Consider the following 26,023-nt stretch of genomic DNA (forward strand, 5'->3'; position numbering starts at 1 on the left):
TATTGTTGCGCCATGACTTCGCGCGACTCCGCTTCGTCTGAAATCACGCCGGCCGTGCTGTTGCGTGCCTATGCCTGCGGCATTTTTCCGATGGCCGAGAGCGCCGACGATCCGACCCTGTTCTGGGTCGAGCCGGAATTGCGCGGCGTGATCCCGCTCGAGGGATTTCGCGTGGCCTCGCGGCTCGCGCGCACCGTCCGTACGGACGCCTTTCGCGTCACCGTCAACACGGCGTTCAAGGCAACGATCGCCGGCTGCGCCGCGCCGCAGGCGGGGCGCGAGGACACCTGGATCAACAAGCGGATTCGCGACCTCTATGGCGGCCTCTACGAGCTCGGCCATTGCCACAGCGTCGAGGCCTGGCAGGGCGACGACCTCGTCGGCGGGCTCTACGGCGTCAGCCTCGGACGCGCCTTCTTCGGCGAGAGCATGTTTCACACCGCGCGCGATGCCTCGAAGGTCGCGCTGGTGCACCTGGTCGCGCGGCTGATCCATGGCGGCTTCGAGCTGCTCGACACGCAATACGTCACTGATCATTTGAAGAGTTTTGGCGCGGTCGAGATTTCGCGGCGGCGCTACACCGCGCTGCTCGACAAGGCGCTCGCCGGCGACCCCGGTGATTTCCTGCGGTTGTCAACCGGCGACGCGATCCCGGGCGCACGCGCGCTCGATATCATCGCCTCCCGTCCATGATCGGTAATGGGGCCTAGCGCCCGAACCCGGGGGATTTGGTCTAACGCCCAAACCCCGGGATACCGAACAGGCCCGGCCGCTGCTCCGGCGGCGGCGGGGGTGGCGGCGCCGGCTGCTGCTGCTGCTGGATCGGCGGCAAGGGCTGCGGCGGGCGCTGCTGCACGGCCTGCTTGGGTGGCGCCGCCTTCTTCTGCGCGGGCGGCGGAGCCGCCGGCTTTGCTGCGGTCGGATCGGGCGCCGCGGTCGCAATGGTCTGCTGCGGCTCTTTGCAGTCGGTGAGCCAGATGTCGTAGATCGGATGCTCGACGCCGTGCAGGCCGGGGCTCGCCGCATACATCCAGCCTGAGAAGATGCGCTTCACCTCGCCCTGCAAGGTGATCTCGTCGACCTCGACGAAGGCGTCGGTATTGGTGGCTTCCGTCGCCGGCCGCGTATAGCAGGCGTCGGTCTTGACCCGCAGCGCGCCGAACTGGACGGTCTCGCCGATGTCCTCGTCGAAATTGATGATGCGCCCGGTGATCTTGTCGAGGCCGGAGAAGGTCGCCTTCTTGTTCACGATCTTCTGGGCCGGCGGCTCGGTCACGACCTCGTCGCCCGGCTGGAGGCTCGCCGGGGTCTGCGGGACAGTGCCGCCCGGCCCGCCCTTCTGCTGGGGCTGGCGCTGACCGGGCGCACCCGGGGCGGCTTGCGGATTGGGCGGAGCGACCGCCACGGACGGCGGCTGGTTTGGCGGAGCGACGGTTGAGCCCGGCGGCGGCGCCAGGGGCTGGGATTCGACCGGCCCCGGCATCACGTTACCCTGCCGGCCCGGCGGCGGCGCCATCGGGCGCGACGGCAGCACGCGGCCCTGCGGCGGCAGCTCGGGGACCTCTTCATCGTCATCGGGGATCTGAGGCTGCGGCTGACCACGCGGAATCGAACCCGGCGGCCGCGGCGGCGGGTCCGAGAAGATCGTGCCGATCTGCGCCTGCGCGGGCGTCGCAACCGTCAATGCGGTGGCGGCCAGAAGCGCCGCAAGACCTGGCAGGGCAAGTCTTGTAAGGGTAAAGGTTCGAACCATCTTCTCGCGCGGCTTCAACAGCGAATCGGGCTTGCTGGACATTCTACAGGGGATACCGCCGCTCGCAGGCCATCCGGTTAACACGGCGAATACGGCGGGGGAAGGGCGGCATCCCTGCCCTGCCCGCCGCCGGCTGGCCAGACCGGCGACCGGATGGGATAGTTGACCCGCCCCTCCCCGGGGCCGAGGCGGGCAGCGCCCCCGAAACGACGTCCAACGACAACAGAAAGCCCAAGGTCGCTCCCATGCCCGTCGTGCTCGATCCCGATGCCGCCGCCGTCTACAAGGCGTTCCAGGAGGCCGGCCGCCCCGCCTATGAGACGCTGACGGCAGCGGAAGCCCGCGCCTATTACGGGCAGGCCCGCTTCGCCACCAACCCCGAGCCGCCGGAACTGGAGCGCGTCGCCGCGCTGGCGATCCCGGCGCCGCACGGCGAAATCCCCGCCCGCATCTACGTCCCGAAGCAGCCGCGCGTTCAGAACGGCCTGTCGCCGGCGCTGGTGTTCTTCCATGGCGGCGGCTGGGTGATCGGCGATCTCGACTCCCACGACGTCGTCTGCCGCCAGCTCGCCGTTTCAGGCGCGCTGATCGTGATCTCGGTCGATTACCACCTCGCGCCCGAGCACAAGTTTCCCGCCGCCGCCGATGACGCGATCGCCGCCACGAAATGGATTGCCGCGAATGGGCGCGAACTCGGCATCGACGCTGCGCGCCTTTCGATCGGCGGCGACAGCGCCGGCGGCAATCTTGCCGCCGTGGTCGCGCTCACCGCACGCGACGGCAATGGTCCGAAGATCGCGGGCCAGGTCCTGATCTACCCCGCGACCGATTTCGCCATGACGCACGGCTCCCACAGCGAGCCCGAGACCAGCGTGCTGCTGACGCATTCGGTGATCCGCTGGTTCCGCGATCACTATCTGAACGGCACAGCCGACATCCACGACTTGCGTGCCTCGCCGGCGCGCGCGAAGAGCCTTGCCGGGCTGCCGCCGGCCTATGTGCTCACGGCCGGCGCCGATCCGCTGCGCGACGAAGGCGACGACTATGCCGAGCGCCTCAGGCAGGCCGGCGTGCCCGTCACGTACAGGCACTATCCCGGCCAATTCCACGGCTTCTTCACGATGGGCAAATTGCTGCAGCAAGCCAATGTCGCGGTGCGCGAGATCGGCGCCTGGTTGAAGGAGCTGGGCTGACGCCTCCCATGCCCTTCGTTCTTCAAACCGTCTTCGCCCTCCCCCTGCGCGCGCTGACATGGCTCGGCAGCCAGGGCACCCGCGGGGTCGCGGCGGTCGTGTTCGTCGCCGCCGCCGTGCCGCCGCTTGGCGCGCTGCTGCGGCCCTACATCACCGAAGCGATCCTCGTCCTGCTCTGCATCTCCTTCATGCGAGTCGATCTCGCGGCGCTGTACGGTCACCTACGCCGCCCGGCGCTGATTGCGACCGCAACCGCCTGGACTACGATGGGCGTGCCGCTGATCGTCGGACTGATCATCTATGCAACAGGGCTCAACGACCGCTCGCCCGGCCTTTCCGTTGCCCTGATGCTCCAGAGCATGGCCTCGCCGATGATGGCCTCGCCGGCGCTCGCCGCCCTGATGGGGCTCGATGCCACGCTCGTGCTGGTCACGCTGGTGACCTCCACCGCGCTGGTCCCCTTCACAGCGTCACTGTTCGCAAGCCTATTCCTCGACGGCATGCTCAGCGTCACGCCGGCGACGCTCGGCCTGAAGCTGCTCGGCATCCTCGCGGCGTCGCTGCTGGCCGCAACCATCATCCGTTGGGTGTTCGGCGCAAAAGCGATCCAACGCCACAGGAAGCCGATCGACGGCTTCAACATCATCATCCTCCTGATCTTCGCCGCCGCGATCATGGGCGATGTTGTGAACGATCTGGTGGCGCAGCCGGTGTTCACCATCAGCCTTGCGGCTCTGTCCTTCGCGATCTATTTCACGCTGCTCGCCGTGACCACGCTGCTGTTCCGCCGCATCGGCTATGAGCGCGCGCTGGCGCTCGGGCTGATGGTGTCACAGCGCAATCTGGGCCTGATGCTGGCGGCGACCGCCGGCGCGCTGCCGCCTACCACCTGGCTCTATTTCGCGATGACGCAATTTCCGATCCACCTTGCGCCCTACATGCTGACGCCGATCGCACGCCGCCTGGTGGCCCGCGCGGATGGCAACGGCGAGGCCGCTGCAGGCAAGGCGACCTAGGACGCAATCATAGCGGCGTCGCAGCCGGCTTTGAGGCCCTGAAGAGATAGCGGTTGGTGCTGAAGAAGTATTGCCCCGCCCCGCTGAGACGCTCGAATTCGCTGTGCCATGCTTCGAGATCATCGGCTGAAACGTCGTTCCTGCGGGCGACGAAGTCCCGAATGCCCTGGGCCAGCCCCTTGCTGTAGCTATCGTCATCGTACTGCAAATTCAGGATTGGAAAGACCGACGCACCGTCCAGGTGAAGTCGTGCATCCGCCAATCTGCGGGCCATCGACCTCGGGAGACGCGGGTGAGCGCAGTGCGCTTCCCATGATTTCATCACCGCGGCCATACGTTCCGGGCTTTCGGAATGCCACACCACCGCGTCCCAATCCGTTGCGACAAAAATCGTACGGCCACCTGGCTTGAGCACGCGAAATGTCTCTGCGAGGACGCGGTCAACATCGGGCACGTACTCGGCAACCTGCGTGCACACGACGACATCGAACGACGCATGGGGTTGACCCAATTCCGTGGCGTTGCCGATCGCATATGAAATCCAGGCGGAAGCCTTTTGCCGGTTGCAGACCTCGATCAGGTCAGTCGACACATCGATACCGACGACAGCACCATCAGGCCCAACGATCTGCGCCATGCTTTCGCAGAGATAGCCGGGACCACATCCGATATCGAGAACGCTCTCGCCGGCAGACAGATTGAGCTGCCGAATGGTCTCCGCGCGCTGGGCGGTCACGTCCCCTGTGAGATAAAGTCTTTGGAGCCGTTTCGCGTTCTCGTTGCTGTACTCCATCCCGCTCATCTTCGCCTCCACGCTCGAGTGCCAGGTGAGATTTCCTAACCCGCCCGCGCCGCGCGCCGCAGCGCCTGCGGCGGCTGGCCGAAGGCGCGGATGAAGGCGCGCCGCATGCGCTCGGGGTCGCCAAATCCCGTCGCCTCCGCGACGAGCTCGATCGCCTCGCGCGAGGACTGCACGCGCTCGCGCGCGACCTCGATCCGTAAGCGCTCGATCGCCTTCGACGGTGTCGTGCCGGTCTCCGCGGCAAAGGCGCGGGCAAAATGCCGCGCGCTCATGCCGGCACGATCGGCGAGATCTTCGACCGTCAGCCGGGCATCGAGGTTCTCGCGCGCCCAGGACAGCAGCGCGCCGAACCGGCCGTTCGGTGTCTTCAATTCAAGCAGTGAGGAGAACTGCGACTGGCCGCCGCTGCGGCGATGATACAGCACGAGCTGGCGGGCGGCCTGTTGCGCGATCTCCTCACCATGGTCCTCGGTGACCATCGCGAGCGCGAGATCGATACCCGCGGTGATGCCCGCCGACGTCCACACATTGCCGTCATGCGTGAAGATCTGGTCCGGCTCGAACTTCACCTTGGGATAGCGCGCGACGAAATCCCGTGTGCGGCCCCAATGCGTGGTGGCGCGGCGCCCGTCGAGCAGACCCGCCTCGGCCAGCACATAGGCGCCCGAGCAGACGCTGGCGACACGCACACCGCGCCGCGCCAGCCGCTGCACGAAGGCGCGCGTGACCTCGCAGCGTGCGGCGTCCGTTACGCCTGCCCCACCCGCGATGACCAGTGTCGTGATCGCGTTCGCCGACCTGAAGTCGCGCGCCATCATTTCGACGCCTGACGAGCTGCGCACGGGCCCCGCGTTCAGTGCCAGCACGCGGATTCCGGTGGTCGTCTTGCCCGTGCAGCGCGCCGCGATCTCGAACACCGAGATCGGGCCGGCCGCATCGAGCAACTGGAAATCCGGGAAGATCAGGATGCCGATCATGGTCATGTCCGAAAGTGAGGGAAATACGCCATTTTGGACGGAATGGCATCATGAGAGGCTGCGTCCGTCAAGCTCATCTTTGGAGGACCTGCCCATGTCGTCACCGCTCCAGATCGGTCTTTTGGTGTTTCCGCGCGTCACCCAGCTCGATTTCACCGGTCCCTTGCAGGTGTTCTCCTCCGTCCCCGGCGCGAAGCTGCACCTGATCTGGAAAAGGATCGAGCCGGTGCCGAGCGATTCCGTGCTGACGCTGACGCCAACCACGACATTCGCCGACTGTCCGCAGCTCGACGTGATCTGCGTGCCCGGCGGCGGCGGCACCAACGACCTGCTCAATGACGAAGAGGTGCTGGATTTCCTGCGCAGGCAGGCCGAGGGCGCCAAGTACGTCACCTCGGTCTGCACGGGGGCGCTGGCACTCGGCGCTGCCGGCCTGCTCAAGGGCTACCGCGCTGCCACCCATTGGAGCGCGATGGAGATGCTCGGCCAGTTCGGCGCGACGCCGACCAAGACGCGCGTCTGCATCGACCGCAACCGCGTCACCGGCGGTGGCGTCACCGCCGGGATCGATTTCGCGCTGACGCTGGTGTCGATCCTGGTCGACCGCACCACGGCGGAAGCGATCCAGCTCCAGATCGAATACAACCCGGCACCACCGTTCACTTCCGGCTCGCCCGACACCGCGCCGGCCGAAGTGCTGGCCTTGCTGAGAGAGCGCGGCGCCGCAAACCAGGCCCGCCGCCTCGAGGCGGTCAAGCGCGCGGCTGAGCGGGTGTAGAGCAGAGGCTTTGCTCACGCGCCCCGAACGCAGCGCAGCACTTCCCGGGCAATGCAAAGCATCGTCCGGAAGCTCCGCACTGCTGACATGACGCTGTCAGGAGCCTGTCGCGACAATCCGTGTCGCGCCCAACACCCACGGACGCTTCCCGGTCGCGTGCGCACAGGAGGGTCTCACCATGGCGCGATACCGGCTGCATTGCATCGGAGCTTCCGGCAATTCGTTCAAGGTCGCGCTGTTCCTCAACTGCGCCGGGCTCGACTGGGAGCCGGTCGGCCTCGACTTCGCCGGCGGCGAGACCCGCACGCCTGACTGGCGGGCCGCCACCAATGTCATGGGCGAGGTCCCCGTCCTCGAGGTCGATGGCCGGCACATGAGCCAGTCCGGTGCGATCCTGCTGTGGCTCGCCGAGACTCACGGCGTGTTCCGTCCGACGCCCGAGGAGACGTTCGAAGCCACGCGCTGGCTGCTGTTCGACAACCACAAGTTCACCGCGAACTTTGCCCAGCACCGGTTTCAACGCTGCTTCATGCCGGAGCCCGCCCATCCCGCTGTGCTCGCTTACTTGCGCGCGCGGACCGACAGCGCCTTCTCGATCGTCGACAGACACCTCTCCGACCGCAGCTTCATGCTGGGCGACCGTCCGACGATCATCGATTTCTCAATGTTGGGCTATCTGTACTATCCGACCGAGGAGACGGGTTTCGATCTCGCCGCGACTTTCCCGGCCATTGATGCCTGGCGCCGGGGTGTCGCCGAACTGCCGGGCTGGAAGCCGCCCTATGAGATGATGCCGGTCGGCAACTCGCCGACGCTCCATCTCTGAGAAGCGAGCAGAGCAACAGATCAAAGAAAAAGGCCGCTCGGTTTCCCAAGCGGCCTTTCCTGTCTTACGGTGGCTGCACATTCCATCGGGCGATTTCGAACTTCCAGACCGGGGGCCTATCTCCCGATCGAGTCCTCGTCGGCGGCCGCTGCATCTCGGGACAGTCGCGAACTGTTGCCCGAACCGAACGCGATGGTCTCCCATCTCCGTAAGATGGGACCATTGAGCCGCATCTCTCGCGTAGCTGCAACGCCCGCGCAGGCGCTGTCCCCGCTGTTCCCGTTGTCCACAGCAAGGTGAGGCGGATGCTGGTGCATCCACCCCCACGGCAAGGATTCGGACTGAGATCGGAAAGCTAGCCGGGCGTCCAGGGCTGGTAGTCGCCGGTCGCCTTGGGACGCTTGCCGCTGGCAAGCGTCGAGCCGGAGGGCCGATAGGCGTTCGGCGTGCCGGTGGGGTTCGGCTGGTGCGGCTTTTGCCATTCGCGCGGCTGGTAGTTCTCTTCAGTCGGCGGCACATCGACGACGTGATGCATCCAGCCGTGCCAACCCGTCGGAATGCGGCTCGCTTCGGCGTAGCCGTTATAGATGACCCAGCGCCGCTCGAATCCGAGCGTCGGATCGATCACGCCGCCGCGGGTCCGATAATAGCGGTTTCCCTGCTCGTCCTGGCCGACCAGCTCGCCGTACCGCTTGGTCCATAGCTGGGTGCCAAAGGTCTGGCCACTCCACCAGGTGAAGAACTTGAGGAAGAACTGTTTCATACGGCTAGGGCCCTGCTTCGTGAGGCCCTGATGCCATCCGGGCGGCGAAATGTCCAGTTCCGCGGGGGGCGGCGGTGCCCCCCGCAAAATGTGGTGCCCGGCGCAAGCACTGCCGCAAATCGGACGCGATCCGTTCATGCCGGGTACAGCGGCCACATGGAAATCTGCGCCACACGCGCACACCGGCGTGAACCCTGGAACCGCGGGCCCTTCAAGAGGTTTGCTTCAGGGAATAAGGAGTTTGAACATGAAAAGTCTGAGAATTTTGAGCGTCGCGGCAGCGGTCGCGTTGGTCCTTCCGTTGGCGACGCCGAGCTTCGCCCAGGGCCGTGGCGGCCACGGCGGTGGCGGCGGTGGTCATTTTGGCGGTGGTGGCGGCGCCCATTTCGGCGGTGGCGGCGCCCGCATGGGCGGCGGCAGCTTTGGCGGCGCGCGTTTCGGTGGCGGCGGCGGCAATTTCGCAGCCGGAGCCATGCGCCCGAGCGCCGGCCTAGCCATGCGTCCGACCGCAGGAGCCACGTTTAGTGGTGGCGGCGGCCGTCCCCTCGCAGTCGCGGGTAACAACTGGCGCGGTGGCGGTGGCAACTGGCACGGTGGCGGCTGGCGTCGTCACGGTGGCGGTTTCTGGCCCGGCGTCGCAGCCGGTGCTGCGATCGGCGGGCTCGGCTCCTACGCCTACTACGGTGGCGGGTACTACAACGATCCCTACTACTATGGCGACGACAGCTATTATGACGAACCGTCGGTCGCGGTGGTGCCGGACAGCGGTGGTGACTCGTCGGCTTATTGCGCGCAGCGCTACAAGTCCTACGATCCGGCCTCGGGCACGTATCTTGGCTATGACGGCCAGCGTCATCCCTGCCCGTAAGCAGATCGACAACGCTTGACGGAAGAGGCGTCGCATCGGTGCGGCGCCTCTTTCGTTTGTCGCGCGCTCATCGCCTGTTTCGCGCGCAGCCCGCGCATCGCGCGGGAGGATCTATGCACGCGAGCGCGAGGGACCTTTATTCACCGCACCGTGCATATCTACAATGATCCAATCCCAAATTGACCCGTCCCGCGATTCGCCTATATCACCGATGAATGTTGGGACTTCGATCTACTGGGAAATGTCATGCCGCGTATCCTCGTGGTAGATGACGATCCGATGGTCGGCGCGACCATCGAGGTTCTGCTCCAGCGTCAGGGCTTCGATGTCACGATGGCTGACGGCGGCGAAACGGGACTGGCTGCGCTCGAAGCGCAGACGTTTGACGTGATGCTGGTCGACATCTTCATGCCGCACATGCGCGGCTTCGAATCCATCCGCATCTTTCACGAGCGCGCCCCGGCGATCCCTCTCATCGCGATGTCCGGCTACGCCTTCGCCTCGTCTGCGTCGCCCTCCCCCGATTTCCTCCGCATGGCACTGGAACTCGGCGCGACACGCTGCCTGCGCAAGCCGTTCACGCCGGACGCGCTCCTGACCACGATCCGGGAATGCCTCGGCGAGGCCGCGCAGCCGAAGGACAAGAAAGAAGCCCCTTGATCCCAACGCAGCGCGTCATTCTCGGTGCTGGACTTGCAATCCTCCTGATCATCACCGCCGCCTCGATCGGACTCGACGTCAAGTCGCGGTACGATGCCGCCTGGGTCAATCACACTATCGAGACGCAGAAGAAGATCTCCGATCTGCGCGTGCTGATGCGCCACGCCGAGAGCGCCGCGCGCGGCTACGAGATCTATCGCAACCCGAGCTTCAGCGACGAGTTTCAGGCGGTGCACGCCCAGCTCGCGCCGGCGCTCGCCGACCTCAAGCGCAGCCTGCGTGACAATCCGGATCAGGTCGCGCTCATCGATGGCACCGAGCCGCTGGCGCTGCGACGGGTCGAGATCGCCGCAGAGGTGATGCGCCTGCGCGCCGAGAACGACCAGGCCGGCGTTGCCGCGCTCCAGGGCAAGGGCGAGGGCCGCGGCCTGATGGACACGGTGATGGGCAATCTCGATCAGCTGAGCGCGGAGGAAGAGCGATTGCTCGCCGCCCGCGCCCTAAGTTCCCGCCGCACCGGCATCGTCCTGCTCGGCATCGACGTGATCGGCGCGCTGGTGATCCTGCTGCTGGTCGCGATGCTGATGCGCGAGAGCCAGCGCACCACGGTCGCGCTGAAGAGCACCCTGCTGGAGACCACGGCGGCGAAGGAGCAACTCGAGGCGGCCGTCGCCGAGCGCACCGAGCATCTCGTCAACGCGCATGACGAGCTGCGGCTGTCGGTGAACGTGCTCCAGAGCACGTTCCACAGCATGGCCGAGGCTGTGCTGGTGATCGACGCCGAGGGCACTGTCCTTCTGTCCAATCCGGCCGCGGAGCGCATCTTGCTGCATCGCGCCGGCATGAGCCTGCGCAATCTGCGCGCCCTGTCCGACGTGTTTCACGGCGACGGCGTCACGCCGCTCAGGGCGGACGAACTGCCCTCGACGCGCGTGCTGCGCGGCGAGCAGTTCGAGAATCTGGAGATGATCGTCCGCCCGCATAACGGCAACGATCCCCGCCATCTGATGATCAGCGGCCGGCCGATGCGCGACGGACAAGGCAACGTCTCCGGCGCCGTGCTGGTCTATCACGACGCGACCACGTCGCGCGAAACCGAGCGGCAGCTGCACCAGTCGCAGAAGCTGGATGCGATCGGCAAGCTGACGGGCGGCGTCGCGCACGACTTCAACAACATGCTCACGGTGATATCAGGCAATACCGAGACGCTGGTGGCGAGCCTGAAGCAGCAGCCTGAGCTCCAGCGCGTGGCGCGGCTGATCGACGATGCCGCCGAGCGGTGCGCCGAGCTGATCCAGCATCTGCTCGCCTTTGCACGAAGGCAGCCGCTCCAGCCGCGCAATGTCGAGATCAACGGCGCGATCGCCGATATCGCCAAGCTGCTGCGCCCCACCCTCGGCGAGCAGATCCAGATCGAGACCGTGCTGGAACAGGGACCGATGACCGCGCACATCGATCCGTCCCGCCTCACCAATGCCGTGCTCAACATGGCGATCAACGCCCGCGACGCCATGCCGAACGGCGGCAAGCTGTTGCTCGAGACCCACCATGTCGTGCTCGACGAGGCCTATGCGCAGGCCCACGCGGAGGTGCAGCCCGGCCCCTACGTGATGCTCGCGGTCAGCGACACCGGCACCGGCATGACGGCGGACATCCAGCAGAAGGCCTTCGAGCCGTTCTTCACCACCAAGGAGGTCGGCAAGGGCTCGGGCCTCGGCCTCTCCATGGTCTACGGCTTCGTCAAGCAGTCCGGCGGCCACATCAAGATCTACAGTGAGGAAGGCCACGGCACCACGATCAAGCTCTATCTGCCGCCAGGCGACGGCATGACGGATGCGGCGGCCCCAGTGGCGCCCCAGGCCGAAGGCGGCGCCGAGACCATTTTCGTGGTCGAGGACGACACGCTGGTGCGCAACTTCGTCACCGCGCAGCTGCAGAGCCTCGGCTACGACACGGTCGCCGCGCCCGACAGCCGGGCCGCGCTGGACATGATCGAGGCCGGCCAGGACTTCGACCTCCTGTTCACCGACGTCGTCATCCCCGGCGGCATGAGCGGGCGTGAGCTCGCCGAAGAGGTGGCCAAGCGCCGGCCGGGCGTGAGGGTGCTCTACACCTCCGGCTACACCGACAACGCCATCGTCCACCACGGCAAGCTCGACGACGGCGTGCTGCTGCTGACAAAACCCTACCGCCGCAACCAGCTCGCCGAGATGATCAGGAAGGCGCTGAACGGCGGCGGGATGACGGCGGGCTAGAGCATTTTCTCACGGCTTCGAAAGCGCGCGGATTGTCTGTGCGCTCGGCTGAGAACTGCACTGAATGACGAATGCTCACTGACGTCATCCGCGGTCTCGCGGCGGGTGTCGATGTTGTTTCCGGGTGACAGGCGACCGAAATCAAGCGGTATTTCTGGCAGGCAAGACCATTCTCGTTGAGCCGTTTCGGCGAGCGAATATGTTGCGGTCTGTTTCTGAGGATTTCACCTCGGAATGGCCTGCGGGTCGGTGCCAAGTCTGCCGGTAATACAATTGATAATTGAATCGAGAATTGGTTCTTGTCCGACCCGGCGCCGTTTCAGGCTCCCCACATTGTTGGCGAGCACGGCTGTCGCACTGGCGCTGACGATCGTGTCGGTGCGCGCCGACGGCGGCGCTGGCGGAGCCGGTGGCAATGGCACGGGCGGCGGCGGTGGCGCGGCCGGTACCAGCGCCTCTCCTAACGGTGGGAATGGCCGTGACAACGCGACCGGACAAGGCGCGGGCGGCGGCGGCGGCGCTGCCGCAGGCGGCACCGGAGGCTCCGGGGGCACGGCCACCTCAGGCGGCAACGGCGGACTGGGCGGTGACGGCGGCAGCGTTGTCGGTGGCAACGGCGGAAACGGCGGCAACGGCAACTCAGCCCTCACTGCGGGTAGTGGCGGTGGCGGCGGCGGTGGCGGCGAAGGTGCGCTCGGTGCCGGCTCCGGTGGAGCGGGTGGCGCCGGCGGTCACGGCGGCGCCAGTGCGAGCGGCGCCGATGGTTCTGCTGTCATTGGCGGCCTTGATGCGAGCGCGGGAGGGGGCAGCGGCGGCATCGGTGGCGGCGGCGGTGGGGGTGGCACCGGCGTAGAGGTCAGCGTCGGCGGCAGCACGCTTTCGATAGCGGTGACCGGCGGCGCGGGTGGGGTTGGTGGCAGTGGCGGCGCCGGCGGGAGCGGCGGCAATGGAGCCAGTGCTCTCTCCCTGGGCGTCGCTGGTGTGACCGGCGGGACCGGTGGCAACGTCCTCGGCAGCGGGGGCGCTGCCGGCGGCGGCGGCAATGGCGGCACCGCCGTGCAGGTCACCAGCGCAGGCACCACGACGGTCCAGCAAACGGTCGCCGGCGGCGATGGCGGCAGCGGCGGGCGCGGCGGTACAGCGGGTCACGGCGGGAGCGGTGGTGCGGGCGCTTCCGGCGCCAATGTTCTCGGCGCGCTCGATGGCGGGACCGGTGGAAACGGCGGCAATAGCGGGGTTGGTGCCGGCGGCAATGGTGCGATCGGCGGCAGCGGTGGCGACGGCATCCAGGTCACGGGTGGCGGCACCGTGACGATTTTGCAAAGCGTCACGGCAGGTACCGGCGGCAGCGGTGGCGCTGGCGGTGCAGGCAGCGCCGGCGGCATGGCCGGCAACGGCGGCAACGCGGGATCCAGCATCGGGCTCGGCGTAGCCGGCGGGCGCGGTGGCAATGGTGGCACCGGCGGGAGCGCCAGCGCCCACGCAGGCGATGGCGCCAATGGTGCCGGCGGTGGCGTTGGTCTGCAGGTGACGAGCGGTGGCACGCTCTCAATTTCCCAAACGATCATGGGAGGCGCCGGTGGCAATGGCGGCGCTGGCGGCAACGGCGCCAATGGCGGCGCAAGCGGGATCGGCGGCGCCGGCGGCACAGGCGACAATGGCGCCAACGGGTCCTCCGGCTCCGGCTTTCTCAATGGCAACAACGGTCTGGTTGGTGGCGCTGGCGGCAACGGCGGGAATGGTGGCGCCGGCGGAAATGGCGGCATTGGCGGTAGCGGATCCAGCGGCGGCGATGGTGTCCAGCTCACGAACGGCGGGACCGTTACAGTTTCGGGCAACATCGCTGGTGGCGCCGGCGGGATTGGCGGCTCCGGCGGCAATGCCGGCAACGGCGCCGCCGGGGGCAACGGCAGTGACGCCGGCACAGCGGGCACCGGCGGTGCTGGCGCGAGTGCCCTTCTCCCGGCCGTCGCTGGCGGCAGCGGCGGCAGCGGCGCCGCCGGCGGAATGGGTGGCAACGGCGGGAGCGGAGGAAGCGCCGGCGATGCCGGCGTAGGTGGTCATGGCGGCGCCGGCGGCGCCGGCGCGACCATTTCAAACGGTGGCACGCTGACCAATCAAGGCATCATCACCGGCGGCGATGGCGGCCGCGGCGGCACCGCAGGCAGTGGCGGCAACGGCGGCGCCGGTGGCAATGCGGGCAACGGCGGTGTCGGCGGCGTTGGCGGCGCTGGCGGCAACGGCACCGCTGGCGTCAACGTGGTCGGCTCGACCGATGGCGGCAATGGCGGCAACGGCGGGACCGGCGGATTTGGCGGTGCCGGCGGCAATGCCGGCACCGGTGGCAGCGCCTCGAGCCGCGGCGGCGATGGCGGCTATGGTGGCACCGGCGGCGTTGGCGCCGCCTTCTCCAACGGCGGCACGCTGATCAATCGCGGCACGATCACCGGCGGCAATGGCGGCATCGCCGGGGCCGCGGGCATGGGTGGCCTCGGCGGCACCGCGGGCAGCGCCGGCAGCGGTGGTGTCGGCGGCTCCGGCGGCGTCGGCGGTGCCGGGGCCTTGGCCGCCAGCGGCGGCACGAACGGCACCACAGGGACGAACGGCTTCTCCGGCGTGAGCGGCAGCGCCGGCGCGAGCGGTAGCTCCGGCAGCAGCACCGTCACCGCCGGGGTCTCCGGCGCGGTCGGTGCAGGCGGCGCCGGCGTCATCGGCACCAATCTCAGCATCATCAACAGCGGATCGATTTCAGGCGGTCTCGCCGGCGACGGCGTCACGCGTGCCAACGCCATCACCTTCACCGGCGGCGCGAACACGCTACAGCTTCAGGCCGGCTACAGCTTCAGCGGCAACGTCGTCGATCAGACGGGCAACGGCGCCTTGCAGTTCGGCGGCAACACCAACCCCACTGCTTCTTTCGACGTTTCGCTGATCGGCGCCGCTGCGCAGTATCGGGGCTTCGCGAGCTTCGAGAAGACGGGCGCTTCGACCTGGACGCTAAGCGGCACCAATAGCGCTGCATTGCCGTGGTCGATCGCCGCCGGCACGCTGCTGGTGAACGGCTCGCTGGCCAATTCGACCATGACCGTGAACGCCGGCGGCACGCTTGGCGGCACGGGCACTATCGGCGCAGCGACGATCAATGCCGGTGGCACGTTCATGCCTGGAGCCGTCAACACGCCCGGGACGTCGACGATGGTCGCCGGCAATCTGGCCTTCCAATCGGGCGCGCTCTACGTCGTTGCGGTCAATCCATCGACGTCGAGCTTCGCCAATGTCACCGGCGCGGCGACGTTGACGGGCGCGACCGTGGTCGCGAATTTCCTGCCCGGGAGCTATGTCTCGAAGACATACACGATCCTGACCGCAGCCGGCGGACGTGGCGGCACGACGTTCGCGGGCATCACCAATGTCGGACTGCCGACGGGCGCGAGCGATACGCTGAGCTATGACGCCAACAACGCCTATCTGAACCTGACGGCCGCCTTCACCAATTACACCGGCCTCAACGTCAACCAGCAGAACGTCGCCAACGCGCTGACCTACGCATTCAACAATAACGGCGGCCTTCCGATGGGCTTCTTCGGGCTCGATCCCGCCGGCTTGACCCAGGTCTCCGGCGAGAGCGCCACCGGCTCTCAGCAGACGACGTTCAACGCGATGAACCAGTTCATGGGCCTGATGACGGATCCATTCATCTCCGGTCGCGGAGGTCCCGTCAGCGCCGGCGGCCCGCCGAATGCGTATGCCGAGGACAGCTCGGCCTACGCGGCACGCGGTCGAACTGTTGGCGAGCGCGACGCTTATGCGGCGATGTCCACCAAGGCGCTGGCAGCTCCGACCTTCGAACAACGTTGGAGCGTGTGGGCCGCCGGCTTCGGCGGGTCGCAGACCACGGCCGGCAACGCCATCATCGGCTCGAACAACAGCGCGAGCAGCATCTACGGCATCGCGGTCGGTGCGGACTATCGGGTCTCGCCGGACACGCTCGTGGGATTTGCGCTGGCGGGCGGCCGCACCGGCTTCAACGTCAACGGCCTCGGCTATGGCAGCTCCGACCTGTTCCAGGCCGGCGCCTTCGTTCGCCATAATATCGGTGCGGCCTACATCACTGCTGCGCTGGCTTATGGCTGGCAGGACATCACGACCAACCGCATCGTCACGGTCGCCGGCATCGACCACCTGCGCGCCGAGTTCAATGCGAACGCGTATTCGGGTCGCCTGGAGAGTGGCTACCGCTTCGTCATGCCGACGCTGGGCGGTCTCGGCATCACCCCTTACGCCGCAGGGCAATTCACCACATTCGACCTGCCGGCCTATGCCGAAAATGTCGTCGCCGGTTCGCTGTTGTTTGCACAGACCTATGCCGCGAAGAGCGTGACCGACACGCGCAGCGAGCTCGGCATTCGCACCGACAGATCATTCGCCATGCAGAATGGCATCGTCACGCTGCGCGGCCGCCTTGCATGGGCGCATGATTTTAATCCGGATCGTTCGATTGCCCCGACCTTCCAGTCGCTGCCGGGCGCAAGCTTCGTCGTCAACGGTGCGGCGCAGGCGCCCGACTCCGCGCTGACCACGGCCTCGGCCGAATGGCAGTGGACCAACGGCTGGTCTGCCGCCGCGACGTTCGAGGGCGAGTTCTCGAATGTCACGCAAAGCTATGCCGGCAAGGGCGCGATCCGCTACGCATGGTAATGCCTGGTTCTCGAGCTAGCGCGTCGCCAGCACCACGGCCGCAAGCGTAAAGATCAGCGCGGCGATCTGGCCCGGCCCAAGCGGCTCGCCCAGCGCCAGCGCGGAGGCGACCACGCCAATGACAGGCACCGCCATGGTGCCGATCGCGGCGACCGAGGCCGGCAGCCGCGCAAGTGCTGCGAACCAGCTGACATAGGCAATGCAGAACTGCACCACGGTGGAATAGACCAGCAGCCACCAGCCGACCGGCGTCACCAGCGAAAGATGCGTGGTCTCGACCAAGAGGCCGATGATCGAGATCGGCAGGCAGCCGATCCCGATCTGCCAGGCCGCAGCCGTGATCGGCGGCAGATGGATCGGGTACTTCTTCGAGAACACCGTGCCGACGGCGAAGCCGAGCGCGCCGCCCAGGGCCATGATGATTCCAGGCAGCTTCTCCACGCTCGCCGCAAAGCCGTTGCCGCCCATGATCGAGGCCAGGCCCACGAAGGCCATCACCAGCCCCAGCGTGCGCAGCACGGTCGGCCGCTCGCCCAGCACCGGCCAGGCGATCAGCGAGGCCCAGACCGGCATGGTGTAGGCGATCAGCGCCGCCTCGCTGGCCGGCAGCCAGAGCAGCGCCAGGCCCATCAGCACCATCCAGCCGGTGACGTTGAGGACGGCGGCGGTCAGTAAGCGCGGCCAGATCCCCGGCCCCACCTTGAGGCTCTGCCGGCGGATCAGCGCGAGGGCGGCGAGCAGCACCGCGCCCAGCACGCCGGTCACCCCGCGCAGCGTCAGCGGCGGCAGCTCGGACAGCAGGAACTTCGTCACCGGCCAGTTGAAGCCCCAGCCGATCGAGGTAATGGCGAGGAACATCAGGCCGGCCGGGGCGATGCGCGGTCGCGCATCCCGGCGAGTCGAATCAAGCATGTGGGGTACCCGGCGAAATCGCGGTCAGCTTGGCGCGGATTCGCACGCGCCACCACCACCCCGGCGGGCATGCCTGCCCTCACCTTCCGTAGCCCTACGTGAGTCCCGCTGAGGCAACCCCGGTCCCGAAAAATATACCTGCCCTGTGAACAGCGGGGTGAAGGGTCCGTATCGTCACGGGATGCAAATTTTTTTGGTTGGGAATCCCTGAGGACTCACTGATACTTGGCTCAACAACAGGCGCGGGCTTGCCCCCTGTTATCCCCCGCAATCCACCATATTTAGTATTTGATTCAGGAACTCGCACTAGTTCTTGACGGGCGCAACGGAGAGTCCTAGCTTTCGGTCCGTTCGGCGCGAGTGAGTTTGCGTCCCGCCGGCACTCCCCCAAAGGGTCTCGCAAATCGCCACTCCGCCAAGCCAGCCAAAGGCCGCGGATGAGGGCTTGTCTGCCCTCGAAATGCAGACCTTCGGGCGCCAGAACGGGCCGGCAACAGGCTCGGATGGCATTGGTTGAAGTGGCGTGTGGGGCGTTGAACGCATGTCGCGCACATCCCCTTGGGGGCGGATGGGTGTGGACATGCCGGCGGATGAAAACCATCGCGCCGGGAGAAACTGGGCCGGATCCACCGGCTGAACTGCGAAGCCTTTGGGCCGATGAGGCCCTTGGAGGAATCGCGAACCGAAATAGCGACCCGGGCGCCTTGCGGAGGCAGTCCGGCAGATAAAAGGACGGGGCAAGACCATGCGGATTGAGCGGCGCCACACCACTTCGGGACAGTCACCTTACGCCGGGATCGATTTCCGGCTGACCACGTCGGAGATCCGGAATCCCGACGGCTCGGTCGTGTTCAAGCTTGAGAACGTCGAGGTGCCGACCGAGTGGTCGCAGGTCGCCTCCGACGTGCTCGCCCAGAAGTATTTCCGCAAGGCCGGCGTCGCCGCGCGCCTGAAGAAGGTCGAGGAGGAGTCCGTCCCCTCCTTCCTGTGGCGCTCCGTGCCCGACACCGAGGCGCTCGCCGGTCTCCCTGAGAAAGAGCGCTTCGTCAGCGAGCTCAGCGCAAAGCAGGTGTTCGACCGGCTGGCCGGCTGCTGGACCTATTGGGGCTGGAAGGGCAACTACTTCTCCTCCGACGAGGACGCCCAGACCTTCTACGACGAGATCCGCTACATGCTCGCCATGCAGATGGTCGCGCCGAACTCGCCGCAATGGTTCAACACCGGTCTGCACTGGGCCTATGGCATCGACGGCCCCGGCCAGGGCCACTATTACGTCGACCCCTTCACCGGCAAGCTGACCAAGTCCAAGTCGGCCTACGAGCACCCGCAGCCGCACGCCTGCTTCATCCAGGGCGTCGGTGACGACCTCGTCAACGAGGGCGGCATCATGGACCTCTGGGTCCGCGAAGCCCGCCTGTTCAAATACGGCTCCGGCACCGGCTCCAACTTCTCCCGCCTGCGCGGCGAAGGCGAAAAGCTCTCGGGCGGCGGCCGCTCGTCCGGCCTGATGAGCTTCCTCAAGATCGGCGACCGCGCAGCCGGCGCGATCAAGTCGGGCGGCACCACGCGCCGCGCGGCCAAGATGGTCGTGGTCGACGTCGATCACCCCGATATCGAGACCTATATCGACTGGAAGGTGAAGGAGGAGCAGAAGGTCGCCGCTCTCGTCACCGGATCCAAGATCAACCAGAAGCACCTCAAGGCGGTGCTGAAGGCCTGCGTGAACTGCGAAGGTTCGGGCGACGACTGCTTCGACCCTGAGAAGAACCCGGCGCTCCGCCGCGAGATCAAGCTCGCGCGCCGCAGCCTCGTGCCCGACAATTACATCAAGCGCGTGATGCAGTTCGCCAAGCAGGGCTACAAGGACATCCAGTTCGACGTCTACGACACCGACTGGGATTCGGAAGCCTACCTCACGGTATCAGGCCAGAACTCCAACAACTCGGTCTCGCTGAAGGACGACTTCCTCCGCGCCGTGGAAACGGATGGCGACTGGAATCTCGTCGGCCGCACCACGAAGAAGATCACCAAGACACTGAAGGCGCGCGACCTCTGGGAAAAGATCGGCTACGCCGCCTGGGCGTCGGCCGACCCGGGCCTGCACTTCAACACCACCATGAACGACTGGCACACCTGCAAGGCGTCCGGCGACATCCGCGCGTCCAATCCGTGCTCGGAATACATGTTCCTGGACGACACGGCGTGCAACCTCGCCTCCGCCAACCTGCTGACGTTCTACAACACCACCACGAAGCAGTTCGACGTCGCGGGCTACGAGCACCTCTGCCAGCTCTGGACCATCGTGCTCGAAATCTCCGTGATGATGGCGCAGTTCCCGTCGCGCGCGATCGCCGAGCTCTCCTACGAGTTCCGCACGCTCGGCCTCGGCTATGCCAACATCGGCGGCCTGCTGATGACCATGGGTCTCTCCTATGACAGCAAGGAAGGCCGCGCGCTCTGCGGTGCCCTGACCGCTGTGATGACCGGCATCACCTACAAGACCTCAGCGGAGATGGCGGCCGAGCTCGGCACCTTCCCCGGCTACAAGAAGAACGCCGCGCACATGCTGCGCGTGATCCGCAACCACCGCCGCGCCGCCCACGGCCAGTCCAACGGCTACGAGGCGCTCTCGGTGAACCCGGTGCCGATGGACCTCGTCTCCTGCCCGCAGGCTGACATCGTCAGCCACGCGCAGGCCGCCTGGGATGCGGCGCTCGAGCTCGGCGAGAAGCACGGCTATCGCAACGCCCAGACCACGGTGATCGCGCCCACCGGCACGATCGGCCTCGTGATGGATTGCGACACCACCGGCATCGAGCCCGACTTCGCGCTGGTGAAGTTCAAGAAGCTCGCCGGCGGCGGCTACTTCAAGATCATCAACCGCGCGGTCCCCGCGGCGCTGCGCGCGCTCGGCTATCGCGAGAGCGAGATCGCGGAGATCGAGGCCTACGCCGTCGGCCACGGCTCGCTCTCCAACGCGCCGGCCATCAACGCCTCGACGCTGAAGGCCAAGGGCTTTACCGATGAAGCCATCGCCAAGGTCGAAAAGGCCCTGCCGACCGCCTTCGACATCAAGTTCGCCTTCAACAAGTGGACCTTTGGCGAGGACTTCATCCGCGACCAGCTCGGCATCGGTGCCGAGGCGATCGCGGCCCCCGGCTTCGACCTGCTCCAGGCCGTGGGCTTCACCAAGCGCGAGATCGAGGCGGCCAACGTCCACATCTGCGGCGCGATGACGGTGGAAGGTGCTCCGCACCTGAAGGCCGAGCACTATTCGGTGTTCGACTGCGCCAATCCCTGCGGCAAGATCGGCAAGCGCTATCTGTCGGTCGAGAGCCACATCCGCATGATGGCGGCGGCGCAGCCCTTCATCTCGGGTGCGATCTCCAAGACCATCAACATGCCGAACGACGCCACGGTGGAGGACTGCAAGTCCGCCTACATGCTGTCGTGGAAACTCGCGCTGAAGGCCAACGCGCTCTATCGCGACGGCTCCAAGCTCTCCCAGCCGCTCAACTCGCAGCTCATCGCCGACGATGAGGACGAGGAGGATGCGGTCGAGAGCCTCTACGAGAAGCCGATGGCGGCGCGTGCCACCCAGGTCTCGGAAAAGATCGTCGAGAAGCTGGTCGAGCGCATCATCGTGATGCGCGAGCGCGAGAAGATGCCGGATCGCCGCAAGGGCTACACCCAGAAGGCGGTCGTCGGCGGCCACAAGGTCTATCTCCGAACCGGCGAATATGACGACGGCCGTCTCGGCGAGATCTTCATCGACATGCACAAGGAAGGTGCGGCGCTGCGCTCCTTCATCAACAACTTCGCCATCGCGGTGTCGCTGGGCCTCCAGTACGGCGTGCCGCTCGACGAATATGTCGACGCCTTCACCTTCACCCGCTTCGAGCCGGCGGGCCCCGTGCAGGGCAACGACAGCATCAAGTACGCGACCTCGATCCTCGACTATGTCTTCCGCGAGCTCGCGGTGAGCTACATGTCGCGCTTCGATCTCGCCCATGTCGACCCGACCGAGTCGAACTTCGACGCGCTCGGCAAGGGCGTCGAGGAAGGCAAGGAGCCGGACGAGGCCCAGCACGCAACCAAGCTGGTCTCGCGCGGCCTCACCCGCTCCCGCACCGACAACCTCGTCGTGATGCGCGGCGGCTCCGCCGCGGTCGCCCAGGGCAACGACAGCGCCCCGACCGGCGGCTCCAAGGTCACGGCCCTCGCCTCGCACGGCACCTCGGCCCGCGCCGGCGATGCCATCGAAGGCGCCGTCGCCCTGAAGCAGGAGGCCAGCCACGACCTCTCTCCCACGGAGAAGTTGGAGGCGCTCCAGTGGAGCAAGGCCGGCAGCACCGCGCAGACGCTCGTCCCCTCCAAGGCAGAGCGCCGCGCGGAAGCCAAGGCCAAGGGCTACGAGGGCGAGATGTGCAGCGAGTGCGGCAACTTCACGCTGGTCCGGAATGGCACCTGCATGAAGTGCGATACTTGCGGGTCCACGACGGGGTGTTCGTGAGGGTTTACCTGGACTGAACTTATAAAGGCCGCTCGACAGAGCGGCCTTTATTGCGATCGGACACGCAACCTCTGCGAGCTTCAAATGGAGACACACACGAATACCCGTGGATGGCCATTAAAACTTATCGGTGCTTTCGAACAGCCATCGTCCAAAATTGCGACGCCTATTAGCGTTATCGCTATTGTTCTTTTCGTTTTACTCGTTGTCGTTGGTTTTCTAGCGATCGGCTGGTTGCTGGCAGATCTGCTAAGACTCGCCATCCAAGCTCAACGCAGATGGGAGCATTCTCTATGGCTTTAGGTTACCTAGCCGGTATGATAGGAATCACCCCTCCACCATTACATTGAGTTTGGCGGGCGCAATTTTGCTCCGCGCGGAGCTTAGAAGCATGAAGCTCTCCGCAGACTCCAATCTACGCGTGATGGCAAATCCGGAGACCGAGATTCTCGACATCAACTTGGAGGACGTTGCTGAGTTCTATCCCGACGACCTCAAGGGACTCAAAGCAAACCAGCGATCAATCCATCCTGAGACCGCGGGACGACCACCGACTTGGCCTCCGCTTAACTTACTCGGCGATGATCTCGACGACGATATTCCATTCTAATGAGCAGTCCGTAGCCGCGCCTTCGGCTCGTGTTTGGTAGACGGCGCAATTAAGTGCACTGCCGCCGTAATCGTAGATTGGTTCCGGCATCAACACCCTGCCGCCGAAATTGCCTTTGCGGTCGAGCCCATCCCTCCTAAACTCCGACCCCACCGGCAAGGGTTCCGACGGGCCCGGTAGAAGCGGAGTCGAGTTATGCCCACATCGGAAAGCTTCCCGATCGAGAAGATTTTCGTTCCCACGAAAATGAAGAAGGCCATCAAGCCCGAGATCGTCGGGGAGATCGCCGAAAGTATTCTGGACATCGGACAACAGGCCCCCATTTTCGTTCGGCCCGACGGAGACCGCCTCGTTCTGGTCGAGGGACTGCATCGGCTCGAAGCCTGCAAGGCGCTCGGCGAGACAACCATTATCGGTGTCATGGTCCCGGCGGAGTTGGCTCAACACAAGCCGCTGCTGTCCGACGGACCCGAAGTCGAGGCAGAGCGCATCAAGATGGCGCGATTGAAACAGTTGCGCCTCGAGAAGGAAGCCGCAGAGGCATCGACGGCTACCTTGAAGAGCGTCAACGCAACGGAAGCGTCGCGCACCCGTCCGACGAAAGGCGTCCGCGACAATCCGAAGGCATCACCGGGCCGGACTGCGAAATCGACACCGAAAACATTGTCGGACTGGATCACGCAGCAAAAGGGCACCGGCGGCCGCTATTGATGGCGGGCTCCAGATCTTGAGATCACAGCGTCTTGAGATCACAGCTTGAATTGCAGTGACAGTGCTGCGCAAGCGCAATGCAGGGAAAACGCACCCACCTCCTCCCTCGCTTTCGCAACCTCCGAAGAGGCGCTCGGCGGATACGAAAGGCGTTCGCCCACGCACCGCGGATCGTCCGGATCGCGGTCAGCGTAGCAGTCTTGCTTGCGGCCCTCACCCTCCTCGACATCGCCTATCAAATCATCCGCAAGCCAACCGAACTCTTCGCCTTCGTCGGCCACTCCCTCGACGAGGACCCCGCCGAGATCTGGCGCCAATACGGCCCCCTCTTCCACACCTACTCCACCGCAACAATCACGCCTGAATTGCTCGCCGCGCTGACGCAGGTCGAGAGTTCGGGCAATCCGGTGGCGCGCACCTATTGGCGCTGACGATGGAGTTTCAATCCGCTGGCGATCTACACGAGCCCGCCTCCAGCGCCGTCGGCTTCTTCCAGATGACCGATCCGGCCTTCGCCGAGGCCGCGCGGTTCTGCGTCCGCGGCAATGCGGTCACGGAGACCGGTTGCGGGTCGACCTTCCTCTATACCCGCGCGATCCCGAGCCACGCCATCGAGCTGGCATCGGTGTATCTGGACCGCAATGTGGCTGAGGTTCTCGCCCGCGCGGGCGATGTGAAGGCAAGCGCGCAGCAGAAGCAGGATCTGGCCGCCTACATCCATCTCTGCGGCGCAGGTCCCGCCACGGCCTACGCACGCCGCCACTTTCAGATGATGGCCGGCGAGCGATGCGGCGATCACTTCGTCGCAAGCTACATTTCCAGGGTCAACGCGATGAAACGGCAGTTTTTGCGGCTAGCGGCGGATATCGGCAATTCGTAGCTCGGATGAGCCAACGGGTCGGCGCGAAGCGCCGCCCGATGACAAGCTCCGCGATATCCGAGAAGGGTGTAGGATGGGTATCGCTTCGCTCCACCCATCCTACGAGACCTCACGGCTCATCATTCGCCGGCGCGTTGCGGCGTGCTTGCCTTGCGGCTTGTCTTGCAACCCAGCGCGCGCGAAACCGTTTTGCGGCTTGAAACGTCCGCGGGGCGACGACCTGGAACGCCATGGATGCAACTCCGGCGACGAATCCCTTCACCACGTCAAAAGCGAAATCGGGTCCAAAATACTCCCACATGGCCCTGCATCCTTCTTCGCGAAGGCACCGCCGGGCAGTCGTGGGCTGACATGAAAAATGGAAAGGCCCCGTCCGTCACCGGCGGGGCCTCAAGAAAAATCCCTGCACGCGCCGTTGCGCGCACGCGAAAATCTCTCGGTTCACCCGCTCATGGTGGACACGATGAAAGAGCTGCAAAGCATGGCCGTGCGATTGAAAACGCCCATAGCGATCATCCCGAAATTGCCAAATGCCGACCCGCCGGTGCGCATCGCCGAGCAAGCGCACGAGGGTATAGTGTCGGTGCTAAAGAAGCAGACCCGAGGGCTGCCGTCTGTGCGCCATTTCACAATTGGCGGAAGACTTTTATAAGGCGTGATGAGCAAGCGTGGCCCGCAGGAAGGACCGCCATGAACGGCAATCGCTACTACGGGGTTCGGGTCGAGGGCGCCAAATACGGCGTGGGTTTTGGCTCCGCACTCGCCATCGCAATCTCCTACACCAACAATCATTCGATCCTGTGGGCGATCATCCACGGCATCTTGGGCTGGCTCTACGTGGTCTATGTCGCCCTGTTCGGGTGACGACGAACGCGCGAGGACCAGGACGCCCGTCATTGCGAGCCGCCGGGTCCGCGCGGAGCGCGGCCCGATGACAGGCTCTGCGAAGCAGTCCAGGCCGTCACCCGCGAATTGCGCCTTGCCGATGCCCGGCAAAATCTCACCACATGGCCGCCACGCAAGCGACAACCCACAATCGCGATTTCAGCGCAAACACGACGGAGGCTTGCGGCTTCAGCGATATTCAGGAGTTATTTGCAATGTTGAGTGCGGGCGAAAATAAGACAACGGGAAAATCCGGCCGGCGCGGCGCGAAGAAGAAGGCCGGGCAACGGACCAGGGCCGGCGAGCAACACGCAACTGCGGCCCATCAATTGCCGGATGCCTCGGCGGAGATCAGCCAAGAGACTGAGCAAGAGAACAAGCAAGAGAACAAGCAAGAGAACAGGCAAGAGGCCGAGCAAGAGATAAGGCAAGAGACGAGCCGAGAGATCAGTGCTCAGGTACCCTCGGCTGCAGCCTTGCCAGGCGAGGCTTCCGGGATGGAGATCGCTGCAAGCGCGCCCGTCGCACCGGTGGAACCCTCCCAGGCCAGCCCGCAGGCGATTGCCGATGCCTATAGCGACTACACGAGGACGTCGCTTGAGCACGCCTGGAACTTCCTGGGAAAGCTCGCGGCGGCGCGCTCACCCGTCGAGGCCTTTGAGCTTCAGATGGAGTACGCGAAACAGGTGTGCGGATCGTTGATCGCCGAATCCCAGAAGATCGCCGAGTTGCATGGACAATTGACCAGACAAAGGGTCATGCATTTTGAGGGGTTCGTGGCCAAGCTCACCCAGACGACGCTCGAAATCCGCGCGACACGTCACTAACGACAACTGCGTATTCCGACGCCGGGGGGGAGCGAGCGTAGCCCGGATGCAGCGAAGCGAAATCCGGGACCAGTGTGCCTTGTGGCATCATCCCGG

Annotated in this window: 20 protein-coding genes and 1 pseudogene; 16 read left to right on the forward strand and 5 right to left on the reverse strand. The window is 65.7% G+C overall.

Translation table 11 applies throughout. The annotated features are described in order from the left end of the window. The first annotated feature begins 12 nt into the window (after nucleotides 1–12). Entirely contained in the window at nucleotides 13–693 is a 681-nt protein-coding gene (aat, locus tag ABIA90_RS39925; protein ID WP_085401100.1) for a leucyl/phenylalanyl-tRNA--protein transferase, read from the forward strand. A 40-nt stretch (nucleotides 694–733) separates the two neighbouring features. Here the strand turns inward: aat and ABIA90_RS39930 are convergent, their stop codons facing one another. Further along, a complete protein-coding gene (locus ABIA90_RS39930) occupies nucleotides 734–1,795 on the reverse strand; it encodes a DUF2155 domain-containing protein (RefSeq protein ID WP_354121604.1) in 1,062 nt (353 codons plus the stop codon). A 203-nt stretch (nucleotides 1,796–1,998) separates the two neighbouring features. On the opposite strand from ABIA90_RS39930, the gene lipP1 reads away from it, so the two are divergent. After that, nucleotides 1,999–2,946, forward strand: coding sequence for a LipP1 family hormone-sensitive lipase (lipP1, locus tag ABIA90_RS39935; protein ID WP_354121603.1), 948 nt, complete (start codon nucleotides 1,999–2,001; stop codon nucleotides 2,944–2,946). An 8-nt stretch (nucleotides 2,947–2,954) separates the two neighbouring features. Beyond that, a complete protein-coding gene (locus ABIA90_RS39940; protein WP_166096383.1) occupies nucleotides 2,955–3,962 on the forward strand; it encodes a Na+-dependent transporter in 1,008 nt (335 codons plus the stop codon). A 7-nt stretch (nucleotides 3,963–3,969) separates the two neighbouring features. Here the strand turns inward: ABIA90_RS39940 and ABIA90_RS39945 are convergent, their stop codons facing one another. Together ABIA90_RS39945 and ABIA90_RS39950 are read right to left on the reverse strand one after the other, a co-directional pair. Continuing rightward, nucleotides 3,970–4,764 (reverse strand): methyltransferase domain-containing protein, encoded by a 795-nt coding sequence (locus tag ABIA90_RS39945; RefSeq protein WP_354121602.1) that lies wholly within the window; start codon nucleotides 4,762–4,764, stop codon nucleotides 3,970–3,972. Nucleotides 4,765–4,799: 35 nt separating this feature from the next. Continuing rightward, nucleotides 4,800–5,741, reverse strand: a complete 942-nt coding sequence (locus ABIA90_RS39950; protein WP_085401111.1) for a GlxA family transcriptional regulator — start codon at nucleotides 5,739–5,741, stop codon at nucleotides 4,800–4,802. A 94-nt stretch (nucleotides 5,742–5,835) separates the two neighbouring features. Here ABIA90_RS39950 and ABIA90_RS39955 point away from each other — a divergent pair, with 94 nt between their 5' ends. Further along, nucleotides 5,836–6,519, forward strand: coding sequence for a DJ-1/PfpI family protein (locus tag ABIA90_RS39955; protein WP_085401104.1), 684 nt, complete (start codon nucleotides 5,836–5,838; stop codon nucleotides 6,517–6,519). Between the two features lie 178 nt (nucleotides 6,520–6,697). Then, nucleotides 6,698–7,345: a glutathione S-transferase family protein gene (locus ABIA90_RS39960; RefSeq protein WP_354121601.1), complete on the forward strand. Its 648-nt coding sequence runs from the start codon at nucleotides 6,698–6,700 to the stop codon at nucleotides 7,343–7,345. Between the two features lie 355 nt (nucleotides 7,346–7,700). Here the strand turns inward: ABIA90_RS39960 and ABIA90_RS39965 are convergent, their stop codons facing one another. Beyond that, nucleotides 7,701–8,108: an NADH:ubiquinone oxidoreductase subunit NDUFA12 gene (locus tag ABIA90_RS39965; RefSeq protein ID WP_135216159.1), complete on the reverse strand. Its 408-nt coding sequence runs from the start codon at nucleotides 8,106–8,108 to the stop codon at nucleotides 7,701–7,703. Nucleotides 8,109–8,355: 247 nt separating this feature from the next. Here ABIA90_RS39965 and ABIA90_RS39970 point away from each other — a divergent pair, with 247 nt between their 5' ends. From ABIA90_RS39970 to ABIA90_RS39985, 4 genes are all read left to right on the forward strand, one after another. Beyond that, nucleotides 8,356–8,976, forward strand: a complete 621-nt coding sequence (locus tag ABIA90_RS39970) for a BA14K family protein (RefSeq protein ID WP_354121600.1) — start codon at nucleotides 8,356–8,358, stop codon at nucleotides 8,974–8,976. A 246-nt stretch (nucleotides 8,977–9,222) separates the two neighbouring features. After that, the gene (locus ABIA90_RS39975) at nucleotides 9,223–9,636 is read left to right on the forward strand and encodes a response regulator (RefSeq protein WP_028148724.1); all 414 of its coding nucleotides are present in this window, start codon (nucleotides 9,223–9,225) and stop codon (nucleotides 9,634–9,636) included. Beyond that, on the forward strand, nucleotides 9,633–11,891 hold the full coding sequence (locus ABIA90_RS39980) for a CHASE3 domain-containing protein (protein ID WP_354121599.1): 2,259 nt from the start codon (nucleotides 9,633–9,635) through the stop codon (nucleotides 11,889–11,891). Before ABIA90_RS39975 ends, ABIA90_RS39980 begins: the two co-directional genes overlap by 4 nt. A gap of 336 nt (nucleotides 11,892–12,227) precedes the next feature. Next, complete coding sequence (locus tag ABIA90_RS39985) at nucleotides 12,228–16,589, forward strand: autotransporter family protein (protein WP_354121598.1); 4,362 nt, start codon at nucleotides 12,228–12,230, stop codon at nucleotides 16,587–16,589. Between the two features lie 15 nt (nucleotides 16,590–16,604). On the opposite strand, the gene ABIA90_RS39990 is transcribed toward ABIA90_RS39985, so the two are convergent. Next, complete coding sequence (locus ABIA90_RS39990; RefSeq protein WP_063983567.1) at nucleotides 16,605–17,501, reverse strand: DMT family transporter; 897 nt, start codon at nucleotides 17,499–17,501, stop codon at nucleotides 16,605–16,607. A gap of 745 nt (nucleotides 17,502–18,246) precedes the next feature. Here ABIA90_RS39990 and ABIA90_RS39995 point away from each other — a divergent pair. From ABIA90_RS39995 to ABIA90_RS40025, 7 genes and pseudogenes are all read left to right on the forward strand, one after another. After that, nucleotides 18,247–22,014, forward strand: a complete 3,768-nt coding sequence (locus tag ABIA90_RS39995) for a vitamin B12-dependent ribonucleotide reductase (protein WP_354121597.1) — start codon at nucleotides 18,247–18,249, stop codon at nucleotides 22,012–22,014. A 391-nt stretch (nucleotides 22,015–22,405) separates the two neighbouring features. Then, complete coding sequence (locus ABIA90_RS40000; protein ID WP_354121596.1) at nucleotides 22,406–22,624, forward strand: hypothetical protein; 219 nt, start codon at nucleotides 22,406–22,408, stop codon at nucleotides 22,622–22,624. Nucleotides 22,625–22,819: 195 nt separating this feature from the next. Further along, entirely contained in the window at nucleotides 22,820–23,335 is a 516-nt protein-coding gene (locus ABIA90_RS40005) for a ParB N-terminal domain-containing protein (RefSeq protein ID WP_354121595.1), read from the forward strand. A gap of 77 nt (nucleotides 23,336–23,412) precedes the next feature. After that, nucleotides 23,413–24,215 (forward strand): annotated as a pseudogene (locus ABIA90_RS40010) (lytic transglycosylase domain-containing protein). 463 nt (nucleotides 24,216–24,678) lie between these two features. Then, nucleotides 24,679–24,867 carry a hypothetical protein gene (locus ABIA90_RS40015; protein ID WP_354121594.1) on the forward strand — a complete coding sequence of 63 codons (189 nt, stop codon included), beginning with the start codon at nucleotides 24,679–24,681 and terminating at the stop codon, nucleotides 24,865–24,867. Between the two features lie 38 nt (nucleotides 24,868–24,905). Continuing rightward, on the forward strand, nucleotides 24,906–25,079 hold the full coding sequence (locus ABIA90_RS40020; RefSeq protein WP_166096372.1) for a hypothetical protein: 174 nt from the start codon (nucleotides 24,906–24,908) through the stop codon (nucleotides 25,077–25,079). Nucleotides 25,080–25,222: 143 nt separating this feature from the next. Continuing rightward, the gene (locus tag ABIA90_RS40025; RefSeq protein ID WP_354121593.1) at nucleotides 25,223–25,927 is read left to right on the forward strand and encodes a phasin family protein; all 705 of its coding nucleotides are present in this window, start codon (nucleotides 25,223–25,225) and stop codon (nucleotides 25,925–25,927) included. The last annotated feature ends 96 nt before the right edge of the window (nucleotides 25,928–26,023 follow it).

The sequence above is a fragment of the Bradyrhizobium sp. LA6.8 genome (assembly GCF_040547935.1).
In the GTDB taxonomy this organism is placed as follows: domain Bacteria; phylum Pseudomonadota; class Alphaproteobacteria; order Rhizobiales; family Xanthobacteraceae; genus Bradyrhizobium; species Bradyrhizobium barranii.